The organism is Anaerococcus degeneri (assembly GCF_017874475.1).
GTDB classification, from domain to species: Bacteria; Bacillota; Clostridia; order Tissierellales; family Peptoniphilaceae; genus Anaerococcus; species Anaerococcus degeneri.
This window is the reverse complement of the sequence record NZ_JAGGLO010000007.1, coordinates 69,383-89,344: the sequence shown is the minus strand read 5'-3', so window position 1 is coordinate 89,344 and position 19,962 is coordinate 69,383. Positions and strand designations below refer to the sequence as shown.

Annotated in this window: 19 protein-coding genes; 5 read left to right on the top strand and 14 right to left on the bottom strand. The window is 38.3% G+C overall.

Translation table 11 applies throughout. The annotated features are described in order from the left end of the window. Positions 1–90: 90 nt before the first annotated feature. The 9 genes from J2Z38_RS07810 to J2Z38_RS07770 form a co-directional block, all read right to left on the bottom strand. Positions 91–420, bottom strand: coding sequence for a hypothetical protein (locus J2Z38_RS07810; protein WP_209774538.1), 330 nt, complete (start codon positions 418–420; stop codon positions 91–93). Then, entirely contained in the window at positions 398–1,543 is a 1,146-nt protein-coding gene (locus J2Z38_RS07805; RefSeq protein ID WP_209774536.1) for a YveK family protein, read from the bottom strand. Before J2Z38_RS07805 ends, J2Z38_RS07810 begins: the two co-directional genes overlap by 23 nt. 12 nt (positions 1,544–1,555) lie before the next feature. Then, entirely contained in the window at positions 1,556–2,674 is a 1,119-nt protein-coding gene (locus J2Z38_RS07800; protein ID WP_209774535.1) for an EpsG family protein, read from the bottom strand. Between the two features lie 963 nt (positions 2,675–3,637). Next, entirely contained in the window at positions 3,638–3,865 is a 228-nt protein-coding gene (locus tag J2Z38_RS07795) for a hypothetical protein (protein WP_209774533.1), read from the bottom strand. A gap of 81 nt (positions 3,866–3,946) precedes the next feature. Beyond that, positions 3,947–4,999, bottom strand: a complete 1,053-nt coding sequence (locus J2Z38_RS07790) for an SHOCT-like domain-containing protein (protein WP_209774531.1) — start codon at positions 4,997–4,999, stop codon at positions 3,947–3,949. Next, positions 4,992–5,348, bottom strand: coding sequence for a DUF2089 domain-containing protein (locus tag J2Z38_RS07785; protein WP_209774530.1), 357 nt, complete (start codon positions 5,346–5,348; stop codon positions 4,992–4,994). The genes J2Z38_RS07790 and J2Z38_RS07785 overlap by 8 nt, the downstream gene beginning before the upstream one ends. Positions 5,349–5,493: 145 nt before the next feature. Continuing rightward, entirely contained in the window at positions 5,494–6,186 is a 693-nt protein-coding gene (locus J2Z38_RS07780; protein ID WP_209774528.1) for a hypothetical protein, read from the bottom strand. Beyond that, entirely contained in the window at positions 6,170–7,183 is a 1,014-nt protein-coding gene (locus tag J2Z38_RS07775; protein ID WP_209774527.1) for a glycosyltransferase, read from the bottom strand. The genes J2Z38_RS07780 and J2Z38_RS07775 overlap by 17 nt, the downstream gene beginning before the upstream one ends. Next, positions 7,152–8,315, bottom strand: a complete 1,164-nt coding sequence (locus J2Z38_RS07770; protein WP_209774525.1) for a glycosyltransferase — start codon at positions 8,313–8,315, stop codon at positions 7,152–7,154. Before J2Z38_RS07770 ends, J2Z38_RS07775 begins: the two co-directional genes overlap by 32 nt. 1,274 nt (positions 8,316–9,589) lie before the next feature. On the opposite strand from J2Z38_RS07770, the gene J2Z38_RS07765 reads away from it, so the two are divergent. Together J2Z38_RS07765 and J2Z38_RS07760 are read left to right on the top strand one after the other, a co-directional pair. After that, positions 9,590–9,943: a hypothetical protein gene (locus J2Z38_RS07765; protein ID WP_209774523.1), complete on the top strand. Its 354-nt coding sequence runs from the start codon at positions 9,590–9,592 to the stop codon at positions 9,941–9,943. A gap of 194 nt (positions 9,944–10,137) precedes the next feature. Then, positions 10,138–12,813, top strand: a complete 2,676-nt coding sequence (locus tag J2Z38_RS07760; protein ID WP_209774522.1) for a cation-translocating P-type ATPase — start codon at positions 10,138–10,140, stop codon at positions 12,811–12,813. Between the two features lie 125 nt (positions 12,814–12,938). Here J2Z38_RS07760 and J2Z38_RS07755 read toward each other — a convergent pair whose 3' ends face one another. From J2Z38_RS07755 to J2Z38_RS07745, 3 genes are read right to left on the bottom strand one after another with little or no spacing between them, the layout of a single operon-like run. Continuing rightward, entirely contained in the window at positions 12,939–13,262 is a 324-nt protein-coding gene (locus J2Z38_RS07755; protein WP_209774520.1) for a PTS lactose/cellobiose transporter subunit IIA, read from the bottom strand. A 58-nt stretch (positions 13,263–13,320) separates the two neighbouring features. After that, on the bottom strand, positions 13,321–13,881 hold the full coding sequence (locus J2Z38_RS07750) for a chromate transporter (protein ID WP_209774519.1): 561 nt from the start codon (positions 13,879–13,881) through the stop codon (positions 13,321–13,323). Next, positions 13,874–14,410, bottom strand: coding sequence for a chromate transporter (locus J2Z38_RS07745; RefSeq protein ID WP_209774517.1), 537 nt, complete (start codon positions 14,408–14,410; stop codon positions 13,874–13,876). Before J2Z38_RS07745 ends, J2Z38_RS07750 begins: the two co-directional genes overlap by 8 nt. Before the next feature lie 260 nt (positions 14,411–14,670). Between J2Z38_RS07745 and J2Z38_RS07740 the strand changes: the two genes are divergently transcribed. Then, positions 14,671–15,513, top strand: a complete 843-nt coding sequence (locus tag J2Z38_RS07740) for a glucosaminidase domain-containing protein (RefSeq protein ID WP_209774516.1) — start codon at positions 14,671–14,673, stop codon at positions 15,511–15,513. A 112-nt stretch (positions 15,514–15,625) separates the two neighbouring features. Continuing rightward, on the top strand, positions 15,626–16,285 hold the full coding sequence (locus tag J2Z38_RS07735; RefSeq protein WP_209774514.1) for an HAD family hydrolase: 660 nt from the start codon (positions 15,626–15,628) through the stop codon (positions 16,283–16,285). 194 nt (positions 16,286–16,479) lie between these two features. Here J2Z38_RS07735 and larA read toward each other — a convergent pair whose 3' ends face one another. Beyond that, entirely contained in the window at positions 16,480–17,757 is a 1,278-nt protein-coding gene (larA, locus tag J2Z38_RS07730) for a nickel-dependent lactate racemase (protein WP_209774512.1), read from the bottom strand. Between the two features lie 101 nt (positions 17,758–17,858). After that, complete coding sequence (locus J2Z38_RS07725; protein ID WP_209774510.1) at positions 17,859–19,202, bottom strand: MATE family efflux transporter; 1,344 nt, start codon at positions 19,200–19,202, stop codon at positions 17,859–17,861. A gap of 85 nt (positions 19,203–19,287) precedes the next feature. On the opposite strand from J2Z38_RS07725, the gene J2Z38_RS07720 reads away from it, so the two are divergent. After that, positions 19,288–19,890, top strand: coding sequence for a sugar O-acetyltransferase (locus tag J2Z38_RS07720; protein WP_209774509.1), 603 nt, complete (start codon positions 19,288–19,290; stop codon positions 19,888–19,890). Positions 19,891–19,962: the final 72 nt, after the last annotated feature.

Genomic DNA, 19,962 nt, shown 5'->3' with positions numbered 1-19,962 from the left:
TTCTCATAATAAGACTTGTAATTTTTGCGAATCAGTATATATAAGATTTATAAATATTAGAACAAAAGCACCTTATATCCTAGGTGCTTCCTATATTCCTTCTAAACAATCAACTCTAATGTAAAAGCTCTGGCCCTGATAAGTCACGTAGACAAAGCCATTTTCTTCTTCCTGGCTTCCTACTACTACCGAGCCTTTTTCCAAGCTGTCGAAGGCGGTTTTTTCGTCGGGATTGGTGTAGATTTTGGCATCTTTTATGACTTTGTAGGAAAGCCCGATGCCAATTTCATCTTTAAGCTTCATCCCAGTCCCAGGCCTGGTTTCTATGTCTTGTTTGGTGTATTTTTCTTCCTTGCCACATCCAGCGAGGATTATTAATAGGCAAAAAACTATAAACTTATTTATGGTAAACCACCCCACAATAATCTATTCCAAGTTCCCTGAGGTCTGATATGGCCTTATCTAGGGCAGCTTTTTTACTCTTTGAGTCTACTAGAATTATTTCCATATCACAAAGTCTTGCTCCTAAGTAAGGGTCGGCTGTTTTTAGGGATTTTTGGTCGATTATGATATAATTATAAGCATTTTCCCTGTTGGCAATTTCTGCAAAAAACTCGTTTGTGTCGATGATTTTATCAGAAGCTTTTTCTGGTAGGGCCAAATAGTCAATGGCGCCTTTTCTTAAAACCTTAAATGAACCCACTTCGCTTAGGTATTTGCCTTCAAGGTCAGCCTTATTTTTGCTATCTATAAACAAAACACCATTGGCTGGAGCTAGGCTTTCTGCCAAGGCTTTGGCAAAGTCGTAGGAGTCAGTTTTTCCAAGGCTTGTGATGCCAAGAACTCCATTTTGAAGCCTGTGGTCAATTTTTGCCTTCACTTTTGAAAGCTCATCTCTAGACCCAAGCACGTCATAATCGAGGTCTCTCAAATCGTCCTCATCTGCTATAGAATCAGAAAGTAGGGTCTTAATAATAACCATTGCAAGGCCTAAAATTGCCCCTGCTATTCCTGCCGCCACAGAAAAGATGATTAGCTTTTTCTTTGGAGCCTTGTCCACCAAAACCTCATGCAAATAGGCTAAATTATCCGCATTCATGTAGTCTTTGGCCATAAGCCTAAAGTTTTCGCAGGTTGATTTAAGGGCATCAGCCGCCCTATCCTTATTGGAATCATTGTAAGTTAGGTTAATAAGGCCAGCTTGAGGATTTACTTCAAAGTCAGAATGGTCCATGATTTCCTTATAGGAAAGGCTTGAACCGCCTTTTTTTAGGTCATTTTCAACCTTTTTGTAAAGGTCTGGCGACTTTATAATTTCCGAATAAATGTTGGCAAGTTTTTCGTTTAGGATCAATTTATTGTAAGAAATTTCCTCGCCTTCATCAGCAGTAGCAATTAAAACGGCTGAAGCTTGGTAGGTCCCGCCCACTTTTTTCATTCCAAGGCCAAAAACCAGGCCAAAAAGAAGGATTGCAGGGACTATAAGAAGGGCAAGATTTCTCTTAATCCCGTCGATTAATTGGTAAGTTGTAACTTTTCTCATAAAAACTCCTTTTTAATTTAATGACTCGATGGCCATTGGATTTGTAAAGAAAAAATCATAGGCTGGGGCGTCCACGCTAATGTAAATCGCATAAGGCAGGATAAAGACCACTATGGATAAGATTAGCAAAAAGGCCGCCAGGCTATCTTGGTATTTTAGTTTTTTAACCATCATTGGCAGGTAAAACATCTCCAAAATTGCAAAATAGGACGAAAACCTAAAGGCAATGGCTGTAGATGACCTAAAAACAAGCATAACACAAAGGCCAAAAACCATGCCTTTGACCACCGCTTTGTCCATCCTGTCACCCTCAAAAGTTTTCTTATCCAAATACATAATAGAAACAATAAATAATAGAAGGAAAAATATTATCCTCGGGTCAAAAAGTTTCATCCCGTAGGCAAATTTCCCCTCAAAGGTGTAGGATACAATCTTTTGGGCAAGCCTTCCTAGGCCGATTTTCGAAAAAATACTGGCACCTATGGCAAAAACCACTTTAGAAAAAACCGACACAATTAAACTTACAAAAACAACTGCGCATTTCATAAAGTTTGAAAAGTCAATTTCTAAGTAGATCAAAAATGGAATCAAAACTACGGCCGACTTGTGAAAGCTGATGGCTAAGATTAGGACCAAAAAGCTTTTTAATCTCTTTTTTTCGCTCGCAAGATATATGGATAAAAGACCCAAACCGATTGCTGTGGCCGTCCTTGAAGTTTGCATGTCAAATTGCAAAAATATTGGCAAAAATATTAGGGCAGACAAAAATGGATGGACCGATTTTTTTATAGTCACATAGGTGACCGGCCCAATTGAGAGGAAATTCATAAGGACAATCACCCATTGGCGGGAAAGGCCCATGAGGTTTATAAGGTAAGAAGCAAACCTAAAGGAAAGCTCAACCGGATAGGAAAAATTCATCACCTTAGAAAAGTCTGTCCCTATGTCCTTAGCAAACCACAAATAGTTGTAATAATCCGCATCCCCCGACCCTCTCATTGCCGCAAAGATAAACATCAAGAAAAACATAGAAAAAGCCGCCAGGTTTTTTTGATATGAAGTTTTAAAATCTATAAGGCTAAAGCAAAGAAAAAGCAATAGCTCAATTGTAAAAAATAAAAAAAATCCCATAAAACTTTTCCAATTAGGGGGCACCCCCCTAAGACTCCCTTGTGTTGCAAAAGAATTCTTCTCTTGTACTCTTACTCATTAATATATCATTTTTTGTTTGTTTATCCATGATAAATTAATTTTATTTTTTATAAAAAATGATTTTATCTTTTATTATTTCTTAGCCATTCACATGGCTGCTTCGTAAAAAGGGGAGCCCTAGGGAACGTTTCGCACGTTCCCTCATCGGCTCCCCTTAAACCCCTTCCGTTACACCCTCCGGGCGACCCCTCTCGGGGGATATTGTGTTTGCCTATCGGCAAACTGTTAGTATAGCGGAGCCGTTGTTCATTTTGAACTATTTTCTGACTTTTTTGACATTCAGTCGGCTAAAATTTGATAACTCGCTAACGCTCAAACAATCAAATTTTTATACGCCGACTTCATTTACAAAAATTTTTGGTCTTAGGTTTTTAACCTCTTCGTTTGAGAATGAAAAACCCATCTAGCAATGTTTGGCGAAAGCCAAACGAGCCTGGCAAATTTTGGAACATCGAGACTAATTCTCCCCTTTATCTAGCAAAGATTTCTAATCAAGGGTTGCGTTAAGAAAACTGATTGTTTGAGGCGTAGCCGAGTTATCAGTTTTTAGCAACCCGACGATTAGAAATCTCTGGGAAGATACGTAATCTTATACAAGGTCATTAACTCTACTAAAGAGGTTTGCCGTAGGCAAACTTCTAGTCTCGCACTCCGCTTAAGGAGCAGTTGGGGGTGTAGCGTAAGGGGGTCTTAGGGGGAACCGGTGAGGGGGCATCTGCCGCCCCCTTGGGTTCCCCCTATGAACGGAGGGATCATGTAAATGACCTAGATTATTTATAAGATATAGTTAATCTCGGATTAACGAATAAAAAGGTTTTAATCCTGGATTAATAGACTCACCTAGTGAAAAAATTATTTTCTGAAAATAAAAAAGAACATCTTTTATAAAGACGTTCTTTTGCGGTTTTTCCATTCCATATATAAAAATGTGGCGTCCATTATTAGCATTAGGATTCCTATGGCAAATAATAATGGGCTGAATTTTTTTATTTGGCCTCCTACACTTCTTTCTAGGGATTGGTAGATAAAAAGACCAGCTAGGGTTAGTTGTAGGATGTAAAATGTGACTCTTTTTTTAAAGGATTTTTGCTTTTGGTTTTCTTCTTTCATAAAAAGCTCCTTTCACTTATTTTCTTTATTATATCACATTTTTTAGGTCAAAAAAAGATGGGACCCTGCCCACCTTTGATTTTATCTTAGGGATACTTTGCCGTAGCCAGTTTTGGCTTTTATTGTTAGTTTGGCCTCATCTGTTGAGGTTGATAGGTCGTATCCTTCGTCGGTTTTTATTTTATTTTGGTATTTTTCTGTCACATTTATAGCTGGACTTTCCACAAATGCCTTGATTTCGCCGTCATATTCATCTGTGTCAACTACAATTATTCCGCTTACAGTTTCTAAATCCATTTCTCTTGTTTGATCGATATTGTAAATCCTAATTGATCCAGACCTTGAATTAGCAATGACTTTATCGCTTTCAAGACCATCTACCCTGATATTGCCAGAAACATTGTCGACTTCTACCAAGTCTCCCTTAATGCCTGCAAGGTAAATTGCACCCGAAACATTGTCTATGCTTAAAGAACCGTCGATATTTTTGATGTCAATTTTTCCATTTACATTGTCAATATCAATCTTTGACTTAGAGTTTATTACCATTATCTTGCCATTTACAGAGTTAATGTTTAAGCCTTCAAAATCGATATCTGCGATTTCTACCCTGGCATTTACAGTGTCGATATTTAATTTTTCATAGAAATCCTTGCCTAATTGTACCCTTAGTTTTACGCTTGCGCCTAGGGTTTTATAGTCGTTATTTTCTCCAATATCTAGGACACCATCTCTAATTTCAACATCGATATAGTCTTCGAGGTTGGCTTTTTTTGAAAAAACATCAGCTGAAATTATAATTCCTGAATCTGTGGACTTTTCTAGGTAAATTTCCCCATTTACTAGGTCAATATTTATCTCATCAATTTCATCATCCACCCTTATATCCTTGTGGGTGTTTACTTCGCCTTTGAAGTTAAAATTGTTGATGTCAAAGGCTTGGTCAAGGTCAATTGCACCTATGGCCTCAGTTGCCTTTTTTAAAATATTATCAACTGCGGATGTGACCTTGCCCGCAAAGTCAGTTTCTCTTGATTTTTTATCCCCGATTGCTCCTAGGAGATCACTTGCCTCTTCGACAGTGATTTTGCCTTCCTTAAGCATATTAAGGATTAATTGTTTTTCTTCAGTCATTGTTTATCTCCTCTAGTAATTCTTTGGCCTTTTCTGTTGTAATTTCACCATTATCTAGCATATTTAAAATGTCTAGCCTGTGAGATTTTTTGTCGATTTTTCCACCAAGTTTGCTTACAATTTTATCAATCCTGTTTCTAACTGTTGGGTAGGAAATGCCTATTTCTTCGCCAACATCTTTGATTGATCCTCTTTTTTGGAGGAAAAGCTCGATAAACTCTTTATCTTCCTTATCTAATCTTGAAAATGAGTCAATTTCAAACTCTCCGTGTACTTCTGTGTAGCAAGAATTGCATCTATATGAAGTGATAACCATTTGGTCACCACAATTTGGACATTTATTTATCATAAGAACCTCCCTTTTTTCTAAATTATACTAGGTTTTTTGATTTTTGTAAAGTTAATATTTAATATTTTAAGTTTTTATTTTAATTTTTTTAATATATGAAGTTCGCATTTAATATAGGTAAAGAAAAAGACCAGCATTGCTGATCTTATAAAAAATCTCTATCCCAGTAGGATCTGAGGGTCCTTGATAGCCAAATTATGGTATTTATCAAGAATCCTGTTCCCAAAACCATCTGAATCATATAAAGCATTACATAGAGGTCCTTGTTTGTATTATATTTTTGAATTAGGCCTACAAGGCCAAGGAGGATAAAAAATCCGCCCGCCCATTTAAGGCTCATTTTTAAATTTTCCTTAAAATCCAAATAGACCCATCTCTTGTGCTTGTATTTTTTGTTGAAATTATCACGTCTTATCTTGTATTCTTCACGAATACTTGGGTCGGCATTTTTGATGTAGCCTGAATAATAGTGGTCCATATCGGCAACATTTGTCGTATATTTTTTAAGCTTTGCCGCCTCTTCTTCAGAAAATTCTTTTAATAAAATCGCCTTTGTAATGGCGGCCTTTGAATCATAGGAAATTCTCTTTTCCCTTAAATTTTTAAGGCCTTCTATATCTTTCACCTGGTCAATTAACATTAGGGTTTTGGCTTCGTAGAGCTTTTTACCCTTAAGGTAGATTAGGATTATGGCAAGACTTATGCCTATAACTCCAAATTGAGAAAGGGCCATGGCCGCATTGCCGTAAATATCAAAACTAATTAAAAAATAATTTACAAAGAGGGGTGGAAATATAAAGAGGGTCAGAAGTCCAATTAATTTAATTACTGATCTCACTTTTCATCGTCCTTTCATAAAGCGCAAGGAGCCTAGCTCCGGTTTTTTCAATCGACTTTTCTTCAGCCTTTTTGTAGGCAATTTCTGATAGGTCTGGCAAATCACCTTCCAATATCCCTTTGATTTTTCTTTCAAAATCGTCAAGGTCTTTGCCCTTGTAGATATTTTCCCCATCGACAAAGCCATCTTCAAAGATTTCTATATCTCGAATTAGGATCTTTGCCTTTGTTGCTAGGGCCTCAAGAAGGACTATGCCTTCGGTTTCTTCGTGGGTCAAAAAGGCATATAAATCTGAACCAGAATAAGCTTCTCTGATAGCTTCGCTATTTACATAGCCTGGAGTGTGGAAGTTTGCCGGTGTATTTTCCATTTCCTTTTTGATTTCAGGGCTCACAAGTGCCCTGTCAAGCTTGCCAAACCAGACAAATTCATATTGGCCCATTTTTCTTGCAAGTTTTATAAAATCGTCAATTCCCTTTCTTTTTATGGGGAGGCCCACAGAAATAATCGACTTTTTTTCTGGATTTAGACCGTATTTTTTGTAAAAATTTTCCCTATCATTTGGTTTTTTTCGCCAAAAATCAAGGTCAATCCCATTTGAAACTACTTCGATTGGACGATTTATCCCATATTTTTCCAGGATTTTTTTCGAATAATCTGTTGGCGTTAGGACCAAGTCGCCTTTTTTGTAGGCATAAACTAGCCATCTTTTAAATAAAGGAGCTATTTGGTTTGAAAATATGAAGGAATTTTTGAAATCTTCCATGGTGGAATGCCCGTGGTAGATAACTTTTTTGCCCATTTTCTTTGCCTTTGAAGCAAAGCGTACTGACCCAGGCAGGATGGTATTGATGTGGACTAGGTCAAAGTCGTCTTTCTCATCAAGGGTAAAATCACAACCGGCAAGCCTAAGGGCCTTGATTTGGTGGTCTATAGCCTTTCCCACGCCCGATTCCTTCACAGTCTCATAGTCTTTTGAATATATTAAGACTTTCACGGTCATATTCCTTTATAGCTTTTTCATATGAGTCAAGGCATTTGGACCCAAAACCATCCACAGAGAAATTTTCCCTGGCATATTCTCTGGCATTTATTTCGAGTAATTCTTTGTATTCGGAGTCTGTAAATACCCTATTTACAAACTTTTCAAATTCTTCAAAATTTTCATACTTAAAGCCATTAAAACCATTTTTTATTACCCCATCAAGTACAGAATCCTCCCTACAAAGGGCAATGGTACCGTTGGCTAGGGCTTCATAATAGGTAAGGCCCTGGGTTTCTGATGTGGAGGCTGTGACAAAAATATCTGCCGCCTGGTAATAGCGGTTTACAGAATTTGACTCAACCATGCCTGTAAAAATGACTCCCTTATTAATGGCGGCGGCATCTTCCTTTAAAGTATCAAGATAAGGTCCGCCACCAACTATGTAAAGCTTGATTTCTCTATCTTCTAGCCTGTCGTAATAGGCCATGATTTCCTGGATATTTTTCTCAGCCCCAAGCCTGCCCAAATAGAGCAAAACTTTTTCATCCTCGTCCATTCCCAAAGATTTTCTCAAAAGAGCCTTGTCGGACATTTCCGGAATGTGGATTCCAGTTGGGATAATATCAAGCATATTAGGGTCAATTCCATAACTGGTCAAAAGCCTCTCAGTCTTAGCAGTAGGCACAATCATCCTATCGCAAAAACCAGCTAGGGTCTTACTTGCCACAGACACTATCTTTTTCCCAGCTTGTTTAGATGGGATAAAATAGTGGGTGTAATCCTCATAAACAGTGTGGTAGGTATGGACAAGTGGAATTTTTAAATCGCTCGCTAATTTTCTAGCCATCATAAAGGTTGAAAACTCGCACTGGGAGTGAATTACATCCGGAGCCCAAGCCTTAATCTCCTTTTGATGACTCTTTGCAAGAAGGTTTGAAATCCTCGCCTGTGGATAAATCTTAGCCGCAGAAAGAGATCCAACATAATAAACCTTGCCATCCCTGTATGACTTTGTAGTATTAGAAAGGGTAAGAACCCTCACATCGTGGCCCTTATCCTCTAGATATTCTATTAAATTCATAACGGAACGCACCACCCCATTAACAACTGGGTAGTACCAATCGCTTGTAATTAAAATTTTCATAAATCCTCTCTTAAAATATAATACTCTTTTTGCCAGGAATTTTACAATAAAATTCATATTACCATAGGGTTTTTATCCGAGAATAAAAATATCTTTTATTTCAATCCGAGATTGCATTTATCTTATAAATGATCCACGTAATTTAAATAACCTCTTCGTAATTTTATAAATTAGTAAACTATTCTACTTACAGTTGAATCTTCGTCTAAAGGGGGAAACCCTAGGGATTTTTTTACTAGGTAGGTCTATTAATCCAGGATTATTATCTTATGATTTAGTTTTAATATTGATTTATTATTATAAAATGTCATTCTACTTACAACTGAATCTTCGTAAAAAGGGGACCCCAGGGGAACGTTTCGCACGTTCCCCCATCGGGTCCCCTTAAACCCCTTCCGTTACCCCCTCCGGGCGACCACTCTCGTGGGATAAGGAGTTTGCCTACCGGCAAACTGTTGATATAGCGGAGCCGCTGTTTGTATTGAACTATTTTCTGACTTTTTTGACATTCAGTCGGCTAAAATTTGATAACTCGGCTAACGCCTCAAACAATCAAATTTTTATACGCCTCCTTCATTTACAAAAGTACCCGACCTTAAGTTATCAAGTACTTATTTTAAATGTATCTAAAAAATGATAATACTCATTTAGCTATGTTTGGCAAAGCCAAACGAGCCTGGTAGCTCTGGAAATTCGAGACCAATTCTCCCTTTTATCGGAAAAAGATTTCTAATCAAGGGTTGCGTTAAGAAAATCGCTTGTTTGAGGCTTTAGCCGAGTTTGCGATTTTTAGCAACCCGACGATTAGAAATCTCTGGGAGATACGAACTCTTATACAAGGTAGTTATCTCTACACAAAAAAGCTTGCGATAAGCAAGTTTCATTACCCGCCCTCCGCATAAGGAGCCGCTCGGGGGTGTAGCCGAGAGGGGTTTAAGGGGAGGCGGGTGAGGGACCCTGCGGAAGGTCCCTTGGGCCTCCCCTTTGAACGAAGCAGTTATGTCAATGACTGAGAAATAATTTATGATATGGTTAATCTCGGATTAACGAAAAAAAGATGTTAATCCTGGATTAATAGACTCACCTATTGAAAAAATCCTTGGGTTTTCCCCTTTGAACGAAGATTCAATAGTAAGTGGAATAAAAATCTAATTTACAAAATTACCAAGAAATTGTCTCAATAATCAAAATTATCTAAAATACAAAATAATAGTATACTATTATAAAGAGTTTTAGGGACTTAGTCCCTAATTTAATTTATCAAGGAGAAAAAAGTGGGACCTGTTATTGTTGGCGATTTGATGCTTCTTATTTTTTCAATTTATATAGGCATATTTTTTATATTTTTCCACACCAATCACCCTGACATGAGTGTTGGTTTTCATGTTTGGGAGGCTTGTTTTTCTGAGGAGACTTGGATTTTTGGCAATAAGTTTGCGGGTTGTCTTGCTATTGGTCTTGGGATTTTATTTTATGGGATTATTATTCCGATTTTGATTTATCTTGAGATTTCTAGGGAGATTCTTTCTATTATAATCATTATTTCCCTTTTGATTTTCTTTTTACTTTTATTTGGAATTGCTAAGTTGGTTTTGAGGAAGAAATTTGATCTTAAGGATACCAAGTAAGGGCCAATCATTGATTGATTTTGCTTTTATTTGCTATATAATATTACTAGCAAAAGGGAGTAGCCTAATTATTTAATCGTCAGAACGGTTTTTACCCGGTTAAATAAACCCTAAAAGGTGGCGAGACGGAGCTAATGAGTATCACTCACTAAGCCCCGCTTTTTTTATATTTTGCAAATTTTTAAGGAGGAATTATGGACTATAAAGGCAGTCTTAATGAAGTAATCAAAAAACACGGCACAGACGCCAAACGTGGACTTACCTCATCTGAAGCCAAAGCTAGGCTTGAAAAATATGGCCCAAACGCTATTGAGTCATCAAATAAAAAGAGCCTAATGAAGAAGATTATCGAACAAATAGCCGACCCTATGGTTATTCTTTTGGTAATTGCTGCTATTGTGTCAGCCTTCACAGGTGATGTGATTGAGTGTGTAATTATTATCGCTATTGTTGTTATTAACGCCATTATGTCTATTATCCAGGAAGGAAAGGCAGAAGACTCTGTTGCGGCTTTACAAAAAATGAGCTCGCCTGAGGCCACTGTAATCCGTGATGGACAAAGAGGACATGTAAAGGCAGAGGATTTGGTACCTGGAGATATAGTTGTATTAGAAACTGGGGATATTATCCCAGCTGATATGAGGCTTATCGAATCATCAAACCTAAAGATCGACGAATCATCACTTACAGGTGAATCTGTGGCTGTTGAAAAGGACGCAAGTTTTGAAACAAACGAAGATGTGGGTATTGGTGATAGGAAAAACTACGTCCACTCTTCATCAATCGTGACCTATGGCCACGGCATCGGCCTTGTGGCAACTACTGGTGAAGATACCGAAATCGGTAAAATCGCAACAAGCCTTGATGAAGTTGAGGATAAGGAAACTCCTCTCCAAAAACAGCTTAAAAAGCTTTCTAAACTTTTAGCTGTCCTTGTAGTTGTAGTTTGTATAGCAGTTTTTGCCCTAGGTTATTACAGGACCGGAGATGACCTACTTGAAACCTTCATGGTGGCAGTGTCTCTTGCAGTTGCAGCTATTCCAGAAGGCCTTACCGCTGTTGTAACCATTGTCCTTTCTATTGGTATGAATAGGATGGCAGATAGAAAAGCCATTGTTAAAAACCTCTTATCTGTAGAAACTCTCGGTTCAACCACAGTTATCTGCTCAGATAAGACAGGAACCCTTACTCAAAATGAAATGACTATCACAAAAATTTTCACCAACGACCAAGAATACGAAGTCGAAGGTTCTGGATACAAACCAGAGGGTGATATTAGAAACGAGAATAAGGAAGTAATTGATTCTGATGATCAAATTAAACTCCTTATGACTATTGCAAGTCTTTGTAATGACGCAAATCTCATTCGTGAAGGTGAAGAATACAAGATTACAGGCGACCCAACAGAAGGTGCCATGCTAACCTTTGCTGAAAAATGGAACATCAACCAAGAAAATCTTAACGACAAGCACCCAAGGCTCCAGGAAATCCCATTTGATTCCACAAGGAAGATGATGACTACCTTCCATGAGCTTGATGGCAAATACTACGCCATGACCAAGGGTGCACCAGATGTGGTAATGAGCAATTCTTCAAAGATTATGATAAATGGTCAATTGGAAGACTTCACAGATGAATACAGGAAGAAACTTTCAGATAAGAACAATGACCTTGCAAGCCAGTCCCTAAGGGTAATGGCCTACGCTTTTAGACCTCTAGAGACCCTTGACCAGGACCTAAGTACAGAAAATATCGAAAGAGATATGATTTTTGTTGGGCTCACAGGAATGATTGACCCAGCAAGACCAGAAGCCAGAGCAGCTGTTGCCGAATGTCACGCATCAGGTATCGATGTAATAATGATTACAGGTGATTATTTTGAAACAGCCCTTGCCATTGCCAAAGACTTGGGAATCGCATCAAGCCGTGACCAAGCTATGCAAGGCTCAGAACTAAATGATAAGACCCATGAGGAAATCAGAGAAATTGTCAAAACCAAGAGAATTTTTGCCAGGGTTTCCCCAGAAAACAAGGTCCAACTTGTTAAGGCCCTGGAAGCCAATGACAATATCGTAGCCATGACAGGTGACGGTGTAAACGATGCTCCAGCTATTAAAAATGCTGACATCGGAGTTTCCATGGGTATCACAGGAACAGACGTTGCCAAGGACGCATCAGATATGATTCTTGTTGACGATAACTTCGCAACCATTGTAAATGCAGTCGAAGAAGGAAGAGTAATCTTTTCAAATATCAAAAAATTTGTATCCTTCCTCCTATCATGTAACATTGCAGAAGTTTTGATAGTTTTCCTATCAATTTTATTGGGACTTCCTAGTCCACTTACTCCAATCCAATTATTGTGGCTAAACCTAGTCACAGACGCCTTCCCAGCCCTAGCCCTAGGTGTTGAACCAGCAGAGCCAGGACTTATGGAAGAACCACCAAGGGATCCAAGAGAATCAATTATCTCTGGCGACATCAGGACCAACCTCATTAGCCAATCAATCTTTATAACCCTTGCAGTCCTTGGAGCTTATATAGTTGGCTTGAAGTGGATTTTCCCTGACTCAATCGAAGGTGCCCACACAATGGTATTTGCAACCCTAATCACATCAGAACTACTAAGAGCCTTCTCAGTAAGGAGCACAAAATACACCCTAAAGGAACTAGGCTTTGCCTCAAACCCACACCTAATCAAGGCAGTTATCCTATCCTTTGCCCTACTCTTAGTTGTAATGTACGTGCCAGTATTAAGGGACCTCTTTGAAGTCGTATCTTTCACTTGGGAATGGATCCCAGTTCTAATACTTGCATTGATTCCATTAGTATTTGGAGAAGTTTCCAAAGTTCTTAGAAGAAAAAAATAATGGTAATATTAGAAAAAATATCAAAGATCAAAAGGCAATTGATTTTAAAAATTAAAGCCAAAGTGTTTTAGAAATTAAAAGGAAAATTAAACCCCAGAGTCCGCATGGATTCTGGGGTTTTTCGCTTATTTCTTGTAAATATCAATTAAATTGTTGATTAAATCCTTTAGTAATAAGGTAGTCATGTAGTGGTCTTGGGCATGGATGGCCAAAAAGTCAAGTCCCTCACGACTTCCTTCTGCCTCATTTACTAGGAAATCTTTTTGGGCACGACTTGCAAGATCCAAGTTTTCCATTCCCATTTTTATATATTGGTCAGCTTCCTCAAACTTACAAGCCTTGGCAAGGTCAAGGGCTTCAAGGAAATTGCTCCTAGCATTTCCCGAAAAGGCAACCACCCTAAGGCCAGCATTGGTTAATTCTTCTTTTGGATTATTAATATCAGTCATATATGTCTCCTTATATAATTCTTATAAGTAAAATACCGAAATAAGCTAAATATGCAAGTTATAAGCCCAAAACTATCCCAAGACCCGCCCCTGCAAGAATTATCCAAAGGGGGCTTAGGTCTTTGAATTTGAATAATACTAGGGAAAATCCTGCAAAAAGAGCAATTGGGATTGGCCTTATTAGGGAAAGAAGATTTCCTGTTTGACTGAAGGCTGCCGGGTCAAAGAGGGTTATGATTAAGACTGATGACATGGCCCCTAAAATCAAACCTGCTGTGGCAGGTCTTAGGGTTGTGAAGGCGTCTTTAACAGTCTTCGAGTTCTTAAAAGCTAAGATCATCCTTGCTATTATCAAAATTATTACAATTGGTCCTGTCACAAGGGAGAGTGTTGCGAGGATGCCTCCAAGAGGTCCGTAGGCTTTGTTTCCGGCATAGGTTGCCATATTGATGCCTATGGCTCCTGGGGTTGATTCAGAGACTGCTATCATATCTAGGAGCTCTTCACCTGTGAAGTACCCGTATTTCTCGCCCATTTCCTGGAGAAAGGGGATGGTTGCCATGCCTCCTCCTACAGCAAAGAGTCCTGTTTTGAAAAATTCCCACATCATCCTAAGCATTTCTAAACCTCCCTAAAACAATTCCTAAAAGCCCAACTCCAATTACAATTAAAACCGGCGAAATGTTTAAAACTCCAATAGCCAAAAAGGTTAGGAGAAATACAGCAAATTTCCCAAAGCTTTTAGCGTTTTTCCTGACCATTTTTATTACCGAATACAAAACCAGGGCACAAACAGCAATCCTAATGCCTGCAAAAGCGTGCTGAATGGCCGCAATATGGGAAAAGTTTTCCAAAAATTTTGAAATAAGGGTGATGATTATTATAGAAGGTGTGATAAAACCAAGACTTGCCACCAGACCCCCTATGTTTTTTGCCATCTTGTATCCGCAAAAAGTCGCTGTATTTATGGCTATTATCCCAGGTGTAGACTGGCCAATTGCATAATAATCTAGGATTTCTTCGCTAGTCGCCCATTTTTTCTTCTCAACAACTTCTCTTTCAAGAATTGGCAGCATGGCATAGCCACCCCCAAAGGTCATAAAGCCAATTTTTACAAAAGACATATAAAGTTCTAATAAAATATTCATAATTTTCCTTTCTATTACTTATAGCTATTATATAACAATCCCAAATATTTATAAAGAAAAGTATTTTTTCAAAAAATCACAATTTTGCAATAAAAAACAATTATTTTACCAAGGTTACAAAAATAATACAAAATAGGGCTTTCGCCTTAGGATTGGCAAGGTTCTCAAGGATTAAGTAACAAAATCGTAACATTTTTGTTGACAAAATAGTTTTTGTGGGTTAAAATATAAAATGTTGTAAGATTAAAGGAGAAAAAACTATGAATTTTAAATATATATTAACTGGCCTAGTAACGGCATCTGCCCTGGCTATGGTAAGCCCGGCTATGGCTGATGAAGACGCTAATACTAGCCAAGCAGAAATAGAAAATTATGAACTTGTCGAATATGACGCAACTAACCTCGATGACCTAATCAAAAACATGGACACCGAAGTTTTTCACGAAGAAACAAAGCTTGCCCAAACTTCTTATAAGGGTGAAAATGCTCTTGAAGTAAAGGAAGAAAAAAAAGATCCTGGTCACCCAGACCGTGTTGAAATCACCGGTTCAAATAGAAATGCAACAGGCACAAATGAGGAGCCTGGTAGACTTTCTTGGAGAAATTACAGACAAGGCGATTTAGCAAATTTTGACATAAGAACAAAAAACCCTGCCCATATCACAGGTGCATACATAGATAGGTTCCTAGAAAAGCGTGGCCACTACACCCCTCTTAAGGGCTATGGCGACACTATTTTAAAGCTTTCAGAAAAATACGGAATCAACGTAGGAATCTTTATGGGCCAAATCGCCAAGGAAACTACCTTTGGTATGAACTCAGGCGGCGGCAAGTACAATTTTGGTTGCATCCGCTACTACAAAAATGGTTTTGGTGGAGAATGGCCACCTGCCTATATCGGTCGTTCACCATGGGTGAACCCACCAACAGTTAAAGACGGCATCGAAGTTACTTTCAAACTCATGAGAAAAGCCTATGCAGACAAGGGATATACAACCTACAAGTCCTTCATAAACCGCTATTCTCCAGCTTTTGAAAATAACCACAGGTCTTTTGAGCAACTAGCAGCAGGAACAATGAACGCCCTAAATATTGCATATTAATTTTAAACCAGCCTAGAAAATCAGGCTGGTTTTTTTGCCTATTTTTTTGCCTTTGGAGGAGAAAACATATAAGATATATATAGAAGGAAAAACCAGTTAAGAAAGGAAAATAATGAAAAAACTAATTTTTGATGTTGATGGGACAATTTTAGATTCTATGCACATTTGGATTGAGCCTCAAAACAGGCTTTTTTCCAAATACGGTTTCACCTTAGAAGACCTTAAAAAAGAAGAAAAGGGCAAGATTGAGGCCCTCTCAGTTGAGGCCATGTGCCAGTATATAGTAGATGAAATTGCAAAAGACATGACCTTTGACCAGGTTAGACAATATTTTGAGGATGTAATCTACGATGCCTACAAAGATAACCTAATGCCAAAGCCAGGCAATCTCGAAATCCTAAAAAAATTAAAGGATTTAGGCTTTTCTATGTCAGTTGCCTCCTCTACCCCATATACCTACCTAGAAATGGCCCTAAAAAGGCTAGGGATCTACGACTACTTTGATTTTTTTGCCACACCTGAACTTTTGGATATGAAAAAATCTGACCCTGCCTTCTGGCAATATTCGATTACAAAACACGGAGCTAAGCCTTCTGACTGCGTTCTTTTTGACGATGCCCTTTATGCCATAAAGGCCGCCAAAAAAGAAGGAATCATGACTGTAGGCCTCGAAGATTTCCCTTGGAACGAAAAAGAATGGGAATATATCAAGGAAAAAGCCGACCTAACCCTGCCTACAATCGCAGATATGGATATAAATAATTTTATGTAAGGAAAAAGATGTTTGACTAAACTTGTCAAACATCTTTTTTGTTTTGGAAATAATAAATAAATCTGCTTTAAAAAGCCTTGTGAGATTTATTTAGAAAAACATTTACAAACTACCTTTGATTCTTATCTTCAAAGTCTATTCACAAAATATTTTATCTACAAAAATCAAGCCTTTTTAAACTTATCTTAAAATCCTTATTTTTTCTTGTTTACAATTACAGATACACCGTCTGGAACGAAGGCAATCTTGGCATCTTCGCCCTTGATTTCCTTAGCCATTCTGAGGGCTTCCTCAATGTTTTCAGCGTAAGTCATGTGCATATCTTCTATTAATTGCCTGTTTTCTGGGTCAGTTACAAAGATAACTTTATGACGAACAAGAATTCTTGCTAGGATTTGGATCTCCCATTGGTCTGGAATTGTTTCTTCCATTGGGATTTGAAGAACTCTGTCTTCTATATCCTTTGGAGCTGCTGCTTCTTTAAAGGTTTTATAGAAGCTTTCTCCGCCGTGGCCATCGTTACATCTAGAAACCTCGATGATTACGCCATCATCTGATGCAGCTGCTTCTGCTGCTGTCATTGATTTTACAGATTGGTATACGTTTTGGTCTAGTGGATATCCACCGTTACTTGTAATGGCAATATCTGCATTAACTCCATCTATGGTTGATAGGCCTCTAACGAATTCTGTACCTTCAAAGTGAGCTTTTACCCTATCGCCTGCAAAGGCATTGATAATCTTCTTTTCAGCGTCGATTACAACGTTAAGAATGAAGGCGAGTTTTGCTTGTTCTGCAGCAAATTCCATGTCTTTGTGGATTGGGTTTTCTTTAAGGATACCTGTTCTTGAATAATCACTTGCTATAAATTTAGAGCAGTGGTTGGCAAGAACTGTTTTTTCACTGGCAACACCTGGAAGAACTGATTTTCTACCGCCTGAAAATCCTGCGAAGAAGTGTGGTTCGATAAAGCCTTCAGCAATTAGAAGGTCGGTGTTAATGGCGTGTTTGTTTAGAAGTAGTCTTCCGCCTGAAGGAAGTGTGTCTAACTCAACCATATCTTCATCTACGCCAGATTTGTGGACAACGATATGTTCATTATCAACAATTTCTTGGCCATATTTAGCAACCAATTCTTCGTGGGTGGTTGGTCTATGGAAACCTGTTGCTATAAGGATTGTAATCTCAGCATCTGGATTAGTTGACCTGATTTCCTCAAGAAGGATTGGCATAGTAATTGCAGATGGAACTGGTCTGGTATGGTCAGATGAAATAATTGTTATGGTTTTCTTGCCTTTAACAAGTTCAGATAATTTCTCTGTACCAATTGGGTTTGCAAGAGCATCTCTTACGAGGTCTTCTTGACTTTTTTCCGCCTTAAAATCTCCTGCTTGGCTGACTAATATATCAACATCGTCGCCGACTTCGAGTTCGATAAATTCTTTGCCGTATGGCAGTCTTACTTGTTTCATGTTCAATCTCCTTTTCTTCTCTCTTTATTATTTTATATTATAATCCTAATTATTACAAACATTTTCACAATAAAGTTAAAAAAACTCTTCCGAAGAAGAGTTTATCCCGCCATATATTTTTTAACTTTCCTGTAAATTAAGGTCATGGCTACAAGACCTTTCATGATAGAAGTCGCACTCATGGCAATCCATACACCGTAAACACCAACAAAAGGCATCAAAATTATGGCTATCGGTATCCTTAGGAGGTTGTTGATTACACCTAGGATGGCTGGAGTCTTGGTATCGCTCATCCCGTTGAAACAACCCGCAAGGCCGATTTCAATCGCCATAAAGGCCTGGGAAAGACCTAGGATAAAGAGGTAATTTGCCCCAAGTTCGATAGCTTCCTGACTTTCTGGCGTGAAAAGTTCAAAAAGTTTGTGCCTAAAAATAATTAGAACCAAAGTCGCAATAATACCGATAATTGCAACGAGTCTGAAGGCTTCTTTAATAGAACCCTTGACCCTTTCCTTGTTTTCCGCCCCGTAGTTTTGGGCAACCAAGGCTTGGATGCCGACCTGGATACCCTCAGTAGTGTTCCAAGAAATCGATTCAAGTTGGGAACCTATAGCACAAACAGCCACAGGTGTTGGCCCGAAAGCTGACATAAACCTATTTAAAACCATGGAAATTGAAGCATGGAAGCCAGACAAAAGTGCCGCAGGAAGGCCAAGCCTAAAAATTTCCAACTGCCAATTTTCTCTATAATCTATATAGGAAATCGCAGATTTTATAATCCCGTCTTTAGAAATCACAACCAAAAAGTAAATCAAAACGACCACAAATTGGCTGATGATAGTGGCAAGAGCCGCTCCCTTTGCCCCCATGTGTGGGAAAGGACCAAGGCCAAAAATCAAAACCGGGTCTAAAACCATATTGATAGCAAGGCCTACAGCGTTTATCACAAATGGCGTAAAAGAATCGCCTAAAGATGTGAAAGCCTGAGTAAACATAGGGCCTACAAAAAAGAAAATCATACCAAGACTTACCACAAAAAAGTAATCCTTAGCCGCCATCTCCGCCTCAAGACCCAAATGATAAAATTCTATAAAAACATTTTTGACAATAAGACAAAAGGTTGTAAAGCACAAACCCATGATAATAGCCTGGATAAAACCGTTATTTATAATCATAACCGTCTCATCTTCCTTCTGAGACCCGAAGGATTGGGAGGCATAGACCCCCATCCCCACCTTTGGTATAAGGACAATTGAGTTTCCTATCCAAAAGATAAAACCAGCTATACCAACACCTGCTACAGCATTAGTCCCAAGCCTTGCAATCCAAATCGTATCGACAAAGCCATAGGCAATCTGGATAAAGGCCGTAAGGGCGAGGGGCAGGGACAGCTTCAAAAGCGTATGCCTAATATTTCCATGTAATAAATCTATTTTCCTATTCATACCGACTCCTATATATGTAATAACCTTATTATTCTACTAATATTTTACGAATTGTCATTTAATTTATCAAAAGTATATTGAATATATGAAAAACTACGAAAATCTAAAGGCCGGCAAACTTTTTAAGACAGATTCCTACCTAGTCGAAAAACTCACTGCCTGCTGGGAAAAATTAGTAAAATTGAATATGGAAACCAAGAGGGACGAAAGAAATAAAATATGCCAAGAAATCTTTGGATCTTTTGGCAAATCAACAGTCCTATCACCCGTCAGATGCGACTATGGAGAAAATATCTTTATTGGCGATAATTCTTTTATAAACTTCAACGTCTCCATGGTAGATTTGGGGAAAATTAAAATAGGAAACAGGGTCCTAATAGGGCCAGGCACAGGACTTTTTACAGCTATCCACCCCATAGACCCAAAAATCAGAGCTAACGGCATAGAAAAAGGAGCCGACATCAGCCTAGAAGATGACGTCTGGATAGGCGGAAATGTCACAATCCTTCCAGGAGTAACAATAGGAGAAGGCTCAATAATAGGAGCAGGATCAGTTGTAACTAAAGACATCCCAAAAATGTCCATAGCCCTAGGCAACCCCGCCAAAGTCGTAAGAAAAATCACAAATCAAGATAAAATATATTGGCAAAAAGAATACCAAAAATATCTCGAGGAAGTTGGGGAATAATTTTCGATAATATATTAAAATTCAAAAGGGAAATCCACTGGATTTCCCCTTTTTATCCAAATTTATCCTTTT